This window comes from Pseudomonas sp. 910_23 (genome assembly GCF_052850795.1).
On the sequence record NZ_VXCZ01000014.1, the window covers coordinates 128,620 to 141,232 of the forward strand.

Genomic DNA, 12,613 nt, shown 5'->3' on the forward strand with positions numbered 1-12,613 from the left:
CGCGTTCACTACTCGAGTACCTTGCGTGAAAACAGTATTGAGTTACCGTGACGGCGAAGCCGTGCCCGACATCCCTGCCAACTCGACCTTGCCGCTGGTGTTGCTGCTGTGCGCGCTGATGCCCGCCAAGGCATGGGCCGAAAACTCCAGCGCCTCCAGCTTCGACGCCCAGACCTTGCATCAACGCGGCATTGATCCACAGCTGGCCAGCCTGCTGCTGGCAGCACCGCGCTTCGCCACCGGGCAACACACGGTCAATCTGCGGGTCAATGGTCAGCGACGCGGCCGGCTGGACGTGACCTTCGATCAGCAAGGCAACCCGTGCTTCGACCGCGCATTGCTGGACGCCGCCAACCTGGTGATCCCGAATGAAACGGCAGGTTGTCACGATTTTCTTGCGCAATATCCGCAAACCCTGGTTGAACCGGACCCGGCGACGCTGACGGTGTCACTGGTGGTACCCACCGAGGCGCTGCGCCCCATACAGCAGGATATCTCGGGGTACGAAACCGGCGGGTTTGCCGGGCTGCTCAACTACGACCTCAGTGGTTTCTACAACCGCTTCGGCGATGACGCCAGCCGCTTTGGCTCGGCCAACACCGAGGTGGGGTTCAATGCCGGCGATTGGATCGTGCGCAGCCGCCAAGTACAGACCTGGCAGGATGGCCTGTCACGCAGCACCCACTTGCAAGCCTATGCCCAGCGCACCTTCGCCAGCCACCAGGCGGTGCTGCAAGCTGGGCAAATCAACCTGTATAACCCGGTACTGTCCGGCGCGCAGATTACCGGGGTGCAGGTGCTTACCGAGCAAGCCCTTCAAGAACAGGGCCAGGGTGCTCTGATCCAGGGCATTGCCAACAGCCCTGCCCAGGTGGAGGTACGACAGAACGGTGCGTTGATTCACTCCACCGTCGTGCCCGCAGGCCCCTTTACCCTGCCCGATGTACGTCGCTTGAATACGCGCTCGGACGTCGAGGTCACGGTCAAGGAAAGCGCCGGGAGTGAGCGGCGCTTCACCGTACCGGCGGCCATGCTCGGCCTTGGGTTGCCAGCACCGGGTTACTCCGTGGCCGCGGGCCGGGTGCGGAATGTGGGCGACGCCAAATGCGAGGATCCGTGGGTGGTCAGTGGCGGCTGGACCGGTGCGCTGCACCCGCAGTTGACCTTGGGCACTGGTGTACTGGCAGCCAGCGAATACCGCTCGGTGGGCGCCAGCCTGGGCTGGTTGCCGTGGGTGGACAGCCAGATCCAACTGTCCACACAGCTGTCCAACACCCAGGCGTGGGAAAAGGTTTCGGGCGTACAGACCGACCTTTCCTGGTCCCAGCGCCTGGGCGAGCAGTGGTCGATCAGCGCCGCCAATTCCTGGCGCAGCATCGGCTATCGCGAACTTGAAGAAAGCACGTATGAGCGTGATGACAGCAACCGCGACGCCCGTTATCGCGACCAACAAAGCCTCAACCTGGGCTGGTCGCATCCGCTGCTGGGTGCGTTCAGCGCCGGGGTTGCGCGCTCGGCCAACTTCGCTGGCGATAGCAGCAGCCGTGCGCTGGCCTCTTGGGGCACGAGCATCGGCGCTGTGTCACTGTCGGCCAGTGCCGAGTGGCAAATGGGCGGTAGCCAGCAACAGGACAACGCGGTGTACCTCAATATCAGCGTGCCGTTTGGCGAAAGTCGCCGGCTACGTAGCTGGGTGCGCAATTCCGGCGGTGAGAACCGCACCGGCCTGGGCCTCACCGAACAGATCGACGACCAACTCAGCTATCGCGTCAGCGCCGAACACGACAGCAGCGACCATCAAGTGGAAACCACGCTGGGCGTCTCGGTACTGCCGCGTTACAGCCAGCTCGATTTCAGCTACAGCCGCGCTGATGCCGAACGCTCCAGTTATCAAGGCGGCGCTCGCGGCGGTGTGGTGATACATGGCGACGGCGTGACTTTTTCACCCTACCCGGTGCGCGACACCTTTGCCCTGGTGTCGGTCGGCGATATGAGTGGCATCAAGCTAAGTACCCCCAGCGGCGCGGTGTGGACCGACTGGCAAGGCCAGGCCGTGGTGCCGCAAGTCGCCGCCTACGGGCGCAGCCCAGTGGAAGTGCAGACACGTTCACTGCCGCGCAATGCCGACATCAACAATGGCCTGGCGATGATCTCGGCCGGACGCGGCGCCGTTGACCGAGTCGAATTTGGCATCAGCTTGACCCGTCGCATATTGCTCACCGTCAGCACCGACCAGGGTACACCTCTGCCTGCCGGAGCCTCAGTCAGCAGCGCCAGCGGCGAGTTCGTCACCTTGGTGCAGGACGCCAGCCAGGTGTTTCTACCCAACGTGCTGGACCAATCGACGCTGTGGATAACCACACCCGATGGCGGTCGATGCGAATTGCGTTACTCCCTGCCGGAAAAAGCCGACCCCACGGTGTACTTCGAAACTGCTCCCGCGCGTTGCCACGCGCCTTGAGGATCCCCGTCATGCCCTTCGCAACATGTATGCGCCAACTGTGCCTGTGGTTATTGATCGGCGGGGCCGGCACCGCCCACGCCTTGGAAGAATGCCAACTGAATGTCAGCGAATCCCTGATCGATTTCGGCTTGATGAGCCGCCTGGCACAAAGCGACAGTGCGCTGGAGCGCTTGCTTGGCGAGCGGCGCCTGAGCGTGACCATCAACTGTCCGCAAGCGCAAGATTTGAGCCTGTTCTATCGCGCACTGGCCGCTAGCCCGCAGCGCCTGCAATTTACCCCGCATGGCAGCTATGCCATCGAAGCCGGCAACGCCGTGCTCGATGGTCGCGCCGTAGAGTTGGGGCTGCTACCTGCTGCGGGCCAGGCGCCCGTGGCCAATGGCGCGGTGCTGGAATGGCGTTCCGGCCATGGCATCGCGCCGGTCGCACACGGTGCGGTGCTCAGGGGCAACACCCTGTCGTTGCAACTGACGCTGCGCGCCTGGGCCGACCCCGCTGCCACTCAAGTGCGCGACAACACCACCTGGGAAGTTTCCGGGATGTTGTACAGCGCACAAAACGGACGCTACCGGGAACTGACCGTGCGCGCGCACTTTGCGCCCATCGCCTGCCTGCCGACATTATCCGACCAGGGCGTAGTGGACTACGGCACCCTGTATGCCAAAGACCTAAATGCCACCACTGAAACACCGCTGCCCATTCGCACACTGCGCCTGAGTGTGACCTGCGATGCGCCGATCCGCTTTGCTCTGCGCATGAAAGACAACCGCGACGGTTCGGCCACGGGCGGTACCGATGAAACCGCTTATGGATTGGACCTGGATGCCAGTCGCAACAAAATCGGGCGATTTTACCTGACTATCGACCCGGCCGAATTCAGCGCCGACACCTTGCCCGCGCTGTACCGCACCGACTCCACCAGCAACGGCGTGGCGTGGAGCAGTTCCACCGCGCGGCAAATCCCCATGGCCGCCAACAGCCTGCTGGGGTTTACCGACACGATGGGCGTCACCACCGGCCCGGTGGCCATCCAGACCCTGACCGGCACGATGCGTCTCAAGTCTTACCTTGCCCCCATGCAAAGCCTGGATCTTCGCGAGGTGGTGCATATCAATGGTTCCGGCACTATCGAAATCGTCTACCCCTGACCCGTCACTGTGAGGAACTCGTCCCGTGAAAACCCGCCTCTTTACCAGTCTGTTGCTGTTGACCAGCACGCCCTCTGTGCTAGCCGCCTCGGCGATGGACCTGAGTGTCAAAGGCTTGATCACTCCCTCCGCCTGCTTGCCGCAGTTCCCCGGCGGCGCCCTGATTGACTACGGCAAGATTGCCCAACAGGACTTGCACCTGGCGACCGCCACGCGCCTGCCCGTCAAGACCCTGACCGTCGGCATCGCCTGCACGGGCACGGTTCGCTTTGCCCTGCGCATGCGCGACAACCGCGACGGCTCGGCCATGGTCGACAGCGAGATTTACTACGGCCTGGGGTTCGATATCAGCGGCAATCGCCTGGGGGTCTACTCCATGACCTTCGACCCACGACAGACCCAGGCCGGCAACATTGCGCAGATCTACGGCACCGAGTCCACTACCGGGGGACTGGCGTGGCGCACGTCCAACCTCAACCCCATCGACATCGGCTCCAGGAGCTACCTGGGCTTTACCGATGTGGAGGGCAGTGTCAGCGGGCCCGCGGCCATCGGTTTAATGCTGAGCACCGTCACCGTGCAGACGGTGATCAATGCTCGACAAAACCTGGACCTGAGCGTGGAAACCCCGCTCGATGGTTCGGCCACTCTGGAAGTGGTTTACCTCTAGAGCTTCTCGCTGGTGACCTGTACGTAGCGCGCACGACCGGCGCCCAGACCCGCGACAATCGCGCCCAGGCCGATCACCGCGAAGATCCAGCCGATAGCCGCCCAGCCGCCGGTCCAGTCATGCACCAGGCCAACCGCAAACGGGCCCATTGACGCCAGGGTGTAACCGATACCCTGGGCCATGCTCGACAGGTTGGCGGCGACGTGAGCGTCACGCGAGCGCAGCACGATCAAAGTCAGCGCCAGGCTGAAGGTGCCGCCCTGCCCCAGACCGAGCAGAATCGCCCAGCCCCATAAACCGTCCAGCGGCGCATACAGGCAACCGAACAGGCCACCGAGGGTCAGCAGCATCACCACCACAATCGCCAGGCGCTGGTCCTTGCCTCGGGTGGCCAACCACGGTGCGGCCAGGGAACTGAGCAGTTGCACGATGATGGAGCCTGAGAGCGCCAACCCGGCTTCGGTAGCACTCAGGCCACGTCCGATCAGGATTGACGGCAACCAGCCAAACACAATGTAGGCCAGGGACGATTGCAGGCCCATGTACAAAGTCACCTGCCAGGCGAGCGGGTCACGCAGCAAGCCTCTGACCCGGTAAGCCACCTGATGGGCACCGTGCTTTTGCCCCACTTGTGGCAACCAGAACAAGGCCGCCAGCAACGCCGGAATAACCCAGAACCCCAGACCGATGGCCCAGCTGTCTGCGAAATATTGGCTCAGGGGCACCGTGGCTCCCGCAGCCAACGCAGCCCCTAGACACAACGCCATGGTGTAGACGCCGGTCATGGCGCCCGCCTGCCTGGCAAAATCGCGCTTGACGATGCCCGGCAGCAACACGCCAATGATGCCAATACTCGCACCGGCAATCAGGCTGCCGGCGAACAGCCCCACTTCACCGAACGAACTGCGCAGGATAATCCCCGCGGCCAGGGTCAGCAGAATGCCCAGCACCACGCGCTCGGCGCCAAAACGTCTGGCCAGGATCGGCGCAGTGGGCGCGAACAGGCCCAGGCACAAGACCGGCAAAGTGGTCAGCAACCCGGCCTTGGCCGCAGATAACCCAAGGCTGCTGGAGACTTCAGCCAGCAGTGGCGACATGCTCGACAGCGCCGGCCGCAGGTTCAACGCCACCAGTACCAGGCCCAGCAGCAGGAGCCACGGGCGAACCACCCGCGGATGGGCCTGCTGAACGGCCTCGTCATCGGCTTCGGCGTCGATCAACAGTTCTTCGAGTTCAGTCGTACGTTTGGCTTCAAGGTTCATTGATCAACTGCCGGCAGAGGGATTTGGCACGTTCGGGGTCTTGGTTTTCTACCGCGTCGAGCAAGGCGATATGCAGCTCGAATACAGCCTGGCGACACGGTGAGATGTTCAGGGCCTGACGTAACTGGGCGCCGACGAGGCTATTCGCAGTTGCCTGCAAAGGCAACGCACCAGAGTGCCTGGGTAGCAAAAGAAGCAGTAGAGTGGCTATGCCAAGGTATTTGCGCGGTCTCACTCATATCGTCAACACGAAGCCAGAGGCGCTCAAGGCTTGCTAGCCGACAAACAATAAACCCGGCACCAGGCCGGGTTTATGTGTTCAACCATTGATCAATGCAGTATCTGGCTCAAGAACAACTTGGTCCGGTCATTCTGCGGGTTGTCGAAGAAGTCATTCGGCGCCGCCTGCTCCACAATCTCGCCCTTGTCCATGAAGATCACGCGGTTGGCCACGGTGCGCGCAAAGCCCATTTCGTGAGTCACGCACAACATGGTCATGCCGTCTTCGGCCAGGCCAATCATGGTGTCCAGAACCTCTTTCACCATTTCCGGGTCGAGTGCCGAGGTCGGCTCGTCGAACAGCATGATTTTCGGTTTCATGCACAAGGCACGGGCGATGGCCACACGCTGTTGCTGGCCGCCGGACAGTTGCCCCGGAAACTTGTGGGCCTGCTCTGGAATGCGTACACGCTCAAGGTAGTGCATGGCAATTTCCTCGGCCTTGCGCTTGGGCATCTTGCGCACCCACATCGGCGCCAGCGTGCAGTTTTGCAGGATGGTCAGGTGTGGGAACAGATTGAAGTGCTGGAACACCATGCCCACTTCACGGCGGATCGCTTCGATCTGCTTGAGGTCGTTGGTCAACTCCACGCCATCGACCACGATGCGGCCTTGCTGGTGCTCTTCCAGGCGGTTGAGGCAGCGAATGGTGGTGGACTTGCCCGAGCCCGACGGCCCGCACAGCACAATGCGCTCGCCCTGCTTGACGTTGAGGTTGATGTCTTTCAACACGTGGAACTGGCCGTACCACTTGTTGACGCCCTGCATCTGAATAATGCCTTCAGGGCTCACCGGCTGTTTGATTGCTTGGCTCATTAAAACAACTCCTAACGCTTGTGGCCGGTGTCGAGCTTGCGTTCCAGATGCATGGAATAGCGCGACATACCAAAACAGAAAATCCAGAAAACCAGGGCGGCAAACACGTAGCCTTCAGTGGCCATGCCCAGCCATTTGGGGTCGGCGGCGGCTTGCTTGACGCTGTTGAGCAGGTCGAACAGGCCGATGATAATCACAAGGCTGGTGTCCTTGAACAGTGCGATGAACGTATTGACGATGCCCGGTATCACCATCTTCAAGGCTTGCGGCAAGATCACCAGACCCATGCTGCGCCAGTAACCCAGGCCCATCGCCGCAGCCGCTTCGTATTGCCCCTTGGGGATCGCCTGCAAGCCACCGCGCACCACTTCAGCCACATAGGCCGACTGAAACAGAATCACGCCGATCAGGGCACGCAACAGCTTGTCGAAGTTCATGCCCTCGGGCAGAAACAACGGCAACATTACCGATGACATGAACAGCACCGTGATCAACGGCACGCCACGCCAGAACTCGATGAAGGTCACGCAAACCACCCGAATCGCCGGCATGTTCGAACGCCGTCCCAACGCCAGTACAATGCCCAACGGCAAGGCGCCGGCGATGCCCACCGTGGCGATCACCAGGGTCAGCATCAAGCCGCCCCATTGGCTGGTCGCCACGTTGCTCAGCCCGAACACGCCGCCATGCAGCAAGCAGTAGGCAATGATCGGGTACAGCAGCAAAAAGCCCAGGCCGTAGATCGCCTTGCGTGGAAAACGCGAGATGAACAACGGCGCCACGCCAATGATGGCCAGCCATACCGTCATGTCCACGCGCCAGCGCAGGTCCACGGGGTAATAGCCATACATGAACTGCCCGAAGCGCTGCTGGATGAACACCCAGCAGGCGCCCTCTTTGGTGCAATCGGCGCGCGTGGTGCCGACCCAGTTGGCGTCCAGAATCGCCCAATGCAGGATCGGGGGCACCACCAGGTACACCAGGTAGATCGCCAGCAAAGTCAGCAGCGTGTTAAGCCAGCTTGAGAACAGATTGGCGCGCATCCAGGCCACCGGCCCGAAGACTTTGTCCGGGGGTGGCATATCAGGTTTGAACGTATGCGTAGTCATGGGCGTTTCCTCACCGCTCGATCAGCGCAATGCGCTTGTTGTACCAGTTCATCAGCAGGGAAATGCTGATGCTGATCGCCAGGTACACGCTCATGGTGATGGCAATGACTTCGATGGCCTGGCCGGTCTGATTGAGCACCGTGCCGGCAAACAGCGAAACCATTTCCGGGTAGCCGATACCAGCGGCCAACGAGGAGTTTTTCGCCAGGTTCAGGTATTGGCTGGTCAACGGGGGAATGATCACGCGCAAGGCTTGCGGGATGATGACCTTGCGTAGCGTCGGCCCCGGGCGCAGGCCCAGCGAGCTTGCCGCTTCAGTCTGGCCATGGCTGACGGACTTGATGCCCGAACGCACGATCTCCGCAATGAAGGCCGCCGTGTACACGGTCAGGGCCAGGGTCAACGCCAGCAGTTCCGGAATCAGTACCCAGCCGCCGACGAAGTTGAAGCCGGCAAGCCTGGGCATTTCCCAATGCAGCGGTGCGCCGAAGGTCAACCCGCACAACGTCGGGATCACAATCAATAGCGCCAGGCCCGTCCAGAATTTATGGAACGGTACGCCTGTCGCTTCAAAGCGCTTGTTGGCCCAGCGGGTCATCAGCACGATAGCCACGATAGCGACCACCACGCTGGCGACAAACGGCCAGAACCCATCGGCCGCCAGCGCCGCCGGCATGTTCAGGCCACGGCTGCTGACGAAGAACATGTCACCAAAGTTATGGCTGTTGCGCGGCCCCGGCATGGTCAGGAACACCGCGAAATACCAGAACAGAATCTGCAGCAGCGGCGGAATGTTGCGGAAGACTTCAACATAGACCGTCGCCAGCTTGTTGATCATCCAGTTGGGCGACAGGCGCGCCACGCCGATGATGAAACCGAGCAGGGTTGCCAGCACCACACCAATGACCGTCACTAGCAAGGTATTGAGCAAGCCGATCACAAACACCCGGGCGTAGCTGTCCGATTCGGTGTAGTCGATCAAATGCTGCGCGATACCAAAGCCGGCACTGCGTTCAAGAAAGTCGAAGCCGGAGGTGATGCCCCGGTGTTGCAGGTTGGTCTGGGTGTTGTGAAACAGGTACCAGCCCAGCGAGACCACCGCCACAATGGTGATGATCTGGAAGAGCCACGCGCGCACTTTGGGATCGCTGAAGCTGAGCTTCTGCTTGGGTGCGCCGATGAGATTTTGCATGGAATGCCCCGCAAGGAATGGAACAGAACATCACCCGGCGGTTGGCCCACCGGGTGATAGAACCATCAGCGATCAGCGCACAGGAGGTGCGTACTGGATACCGCCGTTGTTCCACAGCGCGTTCAGGCCACGGTCGATTTCCAGCGGGGTGCTCTTGCCCAGGTTGCGCTCGAACATTTCGCCGTAGTTACCCACTTGCTTGACGATCTGTACGACCCAATCCTTCTTCACTTTCAGGTCTTTGCCGTATTCGCCATCCGCTCCCAGCAGACGGGCGACGTCGGGGTTCTTGGTGGACTTGGCCTCAGCTTCAACGTTCTTCGACGTCACACCGGCCTCTTCGGCGTTGAGCATGGCGTAGCCCACCCAGCGCACGATGGCCAGCCACTCGTCGTCACCGTTACGCACCACCGGACCCAGTGGCTCCTTGGAAATGGTTTCCGGCAGCACCACATAGTCTTTCGGCGCCGCCAGCTTGCTGCGCTGGGCGAACAGTTGCGACTTGTCGGAAGTCAGCACGTCGCAACGCCCGGACTCCAGCGACTTGGCGCTTTCATCAGACGTGTCGAAGGTGATCGGGGTGTACTTGAGGTTGTTGGCGCGGAAGTAGTCGGAAACGTTCAGCTCAGTGGTAGTACCCGCCTGGATGCAGATGGTTGCACCGTCCAGTTCCTTGGCACTTTTCACGCCGAGCTTGTTGTTGACCAGAAAGCCGATGCCGTCGTAGTAGGTGATGAAGCCCGGGAATTTCAGGCCCATGCCCGCATCGCGGGAACTGGTCATGGTGGTGTTGCGCGACAGGATGTCGACTTCGCCCGATTGCAGCGCGGTGAAACGCTCCTTGGCGTTCAACTGGCTGAACTTGACCTTGGTGGCGTCACCAAAAACCGCAGCGGCCACGGCACGGCAGTAGTCAGCGTCAATCCCGAGGATCTTGCCGCTGGCATCCGGCACCGAGAAACCCGGCAAGCCGTCACTTACGCCGCATTGCACAAAGCCTTTTTTCTGCACGGCATCCAGGGTGGCACCCGCCTGGGCTAAACCACTGACACCCAGTACAGCCGCCGCTGTGACGATGGCCAGGGTGGACTTCAATACCTTCATTACATACCTCCAGTTGCTCTTGTTGTGTCCAAGCTCCAACCTCAGCGCACCCTTATGAGGCGATATCGACCCGTGTTGGCTTTTTTTGGGGTCAAGCAGCATGAGGTTTTTGCGGTAATTCCAGTTGCTTTCCCACCGGCGGCAGTCACTGATAGTGTTACCGCCCTAGGAGAGTTCTGACATCCACCTACACATAGCAAGGCGCGTACCAGAGTGCTGGCCGAGTCGTTGCCCGTCCTGTTCAGTGGTAAAAGATTCAACCTTGCGACATTCTCTTAACAGATCAACCTGTCGCGCACCGTCCCGACGCCCCCAATCCAAGCGTGCGCACATATATGGAGCAGACATGACCGACCCCTTGATTCTTCAGCCCGCCAAGCCCGCAGACGCCTGCGTTATCTGGTTGCATGGCCTGGGTGCCGATCGCTACGACTTCCTGCCGGTGGCCGAGGCGCTGCAGGAAAGCTTGCTGACCACCCGCTTCGTTTTGCCCCAGGCGCCGATGCGCCCGGTGACCATCAACGGCGGTTATGAGATGCCGAGCTGGTACGACATCAAGGCCATGAGCCCGGCACGTTCGATCAGCCTGGAAGAACTGGAAACCTCGGCCAACATGGTCACGGATTTGATCGAGGCACAAAAGAGAACCGGAATAGACGCTTCGCGAATTTTTCTCGCGGGTTTCTCCCAGGGTGGCGCAGTGGTTTTCCACACGGCGTTCAAACACTGGGAAGGTCCATTGGGTGGCGTAATTGCCCTCTCCACGTATGCACCGACCTTTGACGATGAGCTGGAGTTGTCCGCCAGCCAGCAACGCATTCCCGCCCTCTGCCTGCATGGCCAGTACGACGACGTCGTCCAGAAGGCCATGGGTCGTAGCGCCTACGAGCATTTAAAGAGCCGTGGTGTCACCGTGACATGGCAGGAATACCCAATGGGCCACGAAGTGTTACCCGAAGAGATACGCGATATCGGCACCTGGCTGGCTGAACGCCTGCGCTGAAACCCGCGTTTATGTAGCCGTATGACAGACGCACTACGCCGCGCCCGATTCTTGCATTACACTGGCCGGCGTACATTCCTTAACCAATTAATGAGATGACCGTGCTCAAAGCACTCAAGAAGATGTTCGGCAAAAGCGAGGCTGAGCCGCTCGCGCCTGTTCCCAGTGCTCCTGCCCCCAAGCCCGGCAACCGCAATGACGGTCCACAGCCTGGCCGGACTACGCCTGCCGCCTCACCGAAAAAACCCACGGTGACGCCGCCTGAACAGGTAACGCCTGCCGAGGCCGCCCCAGCACCTGCGGCTAAACCTCGTCGCGAACGCGCGCCCAAGCCGCCGGTGACCCCGTGGAAACTCGAAGACTTCGTCGTCGAGCCCCAGGAAGGCAAAACCCGCTTCCACGACTTCAAGCTGGCCCCGGAACTGATGCACGCCATCCAGGACCTGGGCTTCCCGTACTGCACGCCGATCCAGGCGCAGGTGCTGGGCTTCACCCTGGCGGGCAAAGACGCCATCGGCCGTGCCCAGACCGGCACCGGCAAGACCGCCGCATTCCTGATCTCGATCATCACCCAGCTGCTGCAGACGCCGCCGCCCAAAGAGCGCTACATGGGTGAACCGCGCGCGCTGATCATCGCCCCGACCCGGGAGCTGGTGGTGCAGATCGCCAAGGACGCCGCCGACCTGACCAAGTACACCGGCCTCAACGTGATGACGTTCGTCGGTGGCATGGACTTCGACAAACAGCTCAAGCACCTCGAAGCCCGCCACTGCGACATTTTGGTTGCCACCCCGGGCCGCCTGCTGGACTTCAACCAGCGCGGCGACGTACACCTGGATATGGTCGAAGTGATGGTGCTGGACGAAGCCGACCGCATGCTCGACATGGGCTTTATCCCGCAAGTGCGCCAGATCATTCGCCAGACGCCGCCGAAAACCGAGCGCCAGACCCTGCTGTTCTCCGCGACCTTCACCGAAGACGTGATGAACCTCGCCAAACAGTGGACCACCGACCCGTCGATCGTCGAGATCGAGGCGCTGAACGTTGCCAGTGAAAACGTCGAGCAACATATCTACGCCGTGGCCGGTGCCGACAAGTACAAGCTGCTCTACAACCTGGTCAACGACAATGGCTGGGAACGCGTGATGGTCTTTGCCAACCGCAAGGACGAAGTGCGCCGCATCGAAGAACGCCTTGTGCGCGACGGCGTCAATGCTGCGCAACTGTCGGGCGACGTGCCGCAGCACAAGCGCATCAAGACCCTGGAAGGCTTCCGCGAAGGCAAGATCCGCGTGTTGGTGGCTACCGATGTAGCCGGTCGCGGTATTCATATCGACGGCATCAGCCACGTGATCAACTTCACCTTGCCGGAAGTGCCGGACGACTATGTGCACCGCATCGGGCGTACCGGTCGCGCAGGCGCGGCGGGTGTGTCGATCAGCTTTGCCGGGGAGGATGACTCGTATCAGTTGCCGTCAATCGAGACGCTGCTGGGGCGCAAGATCAGCTGTGAGACACCGCCGACGCACTTGCTGCGAGCTGTAGAACGCAAACGGCCGTAAGGTG

Annotated in this window: 10 protein-coding genes and 1 pseudogene; 5 read left to right on the plus strand and 6 right to left on the minus strand. The window is 61.1% G+C overall.

The window, feature by feature from the left end; genetic code table 11:
- The first annotated feature begins 37 nt into the window (after positions 1 to 37).
- The 3 genes from FW800_RS17855 to FW800_RS17865 are packed head-to-tail and all read left to right on the plus strand — an operon-like array spanning position 38 to position 4,282.
- Entirely contained in the window at positions 38 to 2,461 is a 2,424-nt protein-coding gene (locus FW800_RS17855) for a fimbria/pilus outer membrane usher protein (RefSeq protein ID WP_446438157.1), read from the plus strand.
- 11 nt (positions 2,462 to 2,472) lie between these two features.
- Complete coding sequence (locus tag FW800_RS17860) at positions 2,473 to 3,612, plus strand: DUF1120 domain-containing protein (protein WP_446438141.1); 1,140 nt, start codon at positions 2,473 to 2,475, stop codon at positions 3,610 to 3,612.
- A gap of 25 nt (positions 3,613 to 3,637) precedes the next feature.
- Positions 3,638 to 4,282: a DUF1120 domain-containing protein gene (locus FW800_RS17865; protein WP_446438142.1), complete on the plus strand. Its 645-nt coding sequence runs from the start codon at positions 3,638 to 3,640 to the stop codon at positions 4,280 to 4,282.
- Here FW800_RS17865 and FW800_RS17870 read toward each other — a convergent pair.
- The 6 genes and pseudogenes from FW800_RS17870 to FW800_RS17895 form a co-directional block, all read right to left on the minus strand.
- Positions 4,279 to 5,544, minus strand: coding sequence for a CynX/NimT family MFS transporter (locus FW800_RS17870; RefSeq protein WP_148853487.1), 1,266 nt, complete (start codon positions 5,542 to 5,544; stop codon positions 4,279 to 4,281). The two genes, FW800_RS17865 and FW800_RS17870, sit on opposite strands and share 4 nt — an antisense overlap.
- A pseudogene (locus FW800_RS17875) lies at positions 5,534 to 5,689 on the minus strand (GntR family transcriptional regulator); the annotation flags it as partial. The pseudogene FW800_RS17875 and the gene FW800_RS17870, both read right to left, overlap by 11 nt.
- A gap of 185 nt (positions 5,690 to 5,874) precedes the next feature.
- Positions 5,875 to 6,639 (minus strand): amino acid ABC transporter ATP-binding protein, encoded by a 765-nt coding sequence (locus FW800_RS17880; RefSeq protein ID WP_005785051.1) that lies wholly within the window; start codon positions 6,637 to 6,639, stop codon positions 5,875 to 5,877.
- Positions 6,640 to 6,650: 11 nt separating this feature from the next.
- On the minus strand, positions 6,651 to 7,748 hold the full coding sequence (locus FW800_RS17885) for an amino acid ABC transporter permease (protein ID WP_032877666.1): 1,098 nt from the start codon (positions 7,746 to 7,748) through the stop codon (positions 6,651 to 6,653).
- A gap of 10 nt (positions 7,749 to 7,758) precedes the next feature.
- The gene (locus FW800_RS17890) at positions 7,759 to 8,940 is read right to left on the minus strand and encodes an amino acid ABC transporter permease (RefSeq protein ID WP_446438143.1); all 1,182 of its coding nucleotides are present in this window, start codon (positions 8,938 to 8,940) and stop codon (positions 7,759 to 7,761) included.
- A gap of 72 nt (positions 8,941 to 9,012) precedes the next feature.
- Positions 9,013 to 10,044 (minus strand): amino acid ABC transporter substrate-binding protein, encoded by a 1,032-nt coding sequence (locus FW800_RS17895; RefSeq protein ID WP_032877669.1) that lies wholly within the window; start codon positions 10,042 to 10,044, stop codon positions 9,013 to 9,015.
- A 346-nt stretch (positions 10,045 to 10,390) separates the two neighbouring features.
- Here FW800_RS17895 and FW800_RS17900 point away from each other — a divergent pair, with 346 nt between their 5' ends.
- Complete coding sequence (locus tag FW800_RS17900) at positions 10,391 to 11,047, plus strand: alpha/beta hydrolase (protein WP_446438144.1); 657 nt, start codon at positions 10,391 to 10,393, stop codon at positions 11,045 to 11,047.
- 95 nt (positions 11,048 to 11,142) lie between these two features.
- Positions 11,143 to 12,609: an ATP-dependent RNA helicase RhlB gene (gene rhlB / locus FW800_RS17905; RefSeq protein ID WP_248160948.1), complete on the plus strand. Its 1,467-nt coding sequence runs from the start codon at positions 11,143 to 11,145 to the stop codon at positions 12,607 to 12,609.
- Positions 12,610 to 12,613 lie beyond the last annotated feature (4 nt).

Excerpts from the sequence above, each read along its gene's own strand:
- rhlB (WP_248160948.1), top strand. The coding sequence starts at position 11,143 with ATGACCGTGCTCAAAGCACTCAAGAAGATGTTCGGCAAAAGCGAGGCT.
- FW800_RS17900 (WP_446438144.1), top strand. The coding sequence starts at position 10,391 with ATGACCGACCCCTTGATTCTTCAGCCCGCCAAGCCCGCAGACGCCTGC.
- FW800_RS17860 (WP_446438141.1), top strand. The coding sequence starts at position 2,473 with ATGCCCTTCGCAACATGTATGCGCCAACTGTGCCTGTGGTTATTGATC.
- FW800_RS17880 (WP_005785051.1), bottom strand. The coding sequence starts at position 6,639 with ATGAGCCAAGCAATCAAACAGCCGGTGAGCCCTGAAGGCATTATTCAG.
- FW800_RS17895 (WP_032877669.1), bottom strand. The coding sequence starts at position 10,044 with ATGAAGGTATTGAAGTCCACCCTGGCCATCGTCACAGCGGCGGCTGTA.
- FW800_RS17870 (WP_148853487.1), bottom strand. The coding sequence starts at position 5,544 with ATGAACCTTGAAGCCAAACGTACGACTGAACTCGAAGAACTGTTGATC.
- FW800_RS17885 (WP_032877666.1), bottom strand. The coding sequence starts at position 7,748 with ATGACTACGCATACGTTCAAACCTGATATGCCACCCCCGGACAAAGTC.
- FW800_RS17890 (WP_446438143.1), bottom strand. The coding sequence starts at position 8,940 with ATGCAAAATCTCATCGGCGCACCCAAGCAGAAGCTCAGCTTCAGCGAT.